The sequence below is a fragment of the Brevibacterium sp. SIMBA_078 genome (genome assembly GCF_046534565.1).
Classification (GTDB): Bacteria; Actinomycetota; Actinomycetes; order Actinomycetales; family Brevibacteriaceae; genus Brevibacterium.
In genome coordinates this window covers 1-275 of record NZ_JAWRYQ010000183.1, presented here as the reverse complement: position 1 = coordinate 275, position 275 = coordinate 1, and the positions used below count along the sequence as shown (strand labels likewise).

General features: G+C 56.7%; 1 protein-coding gene. It reads right to left on the bottom strand.

The window, feature by feature from the left end:
• Positions 1 to 275, bottom strand: a 275-nt coding sequence (locus SB749_RS19365; RefSeq protein ID WP_410711737.1) for a transposase, incomplete at both ends; no start/stop codon positions are given.

The window sequence follows — 275 nt, the reverse complement described above, 5'->3', positions numbered from 1 at the left end:
CCCAGCGATGACTGTACAGATCCCCCATTTCTCCTCCGGGGAAGCGCATGGCGTCCGTCATCGACGTCAGCAGATGGCAGACTTTTCCTTTGCGCGTCACGGTCAGCAGGCGGGCAGTCACTTCATTTCCCAGTCCCGGCCACTTTTTTCGTGCCTGCGGGCTGGTTTTCAGCTTCACCAGATGATCGCCTTTACCCAGTTTTCTGATCTCTTCATATTGCGCTCCCTTTCTGAGAGGTATCATCCAGTGGCGGTGTTCTCCCGCCAGGCTCCAG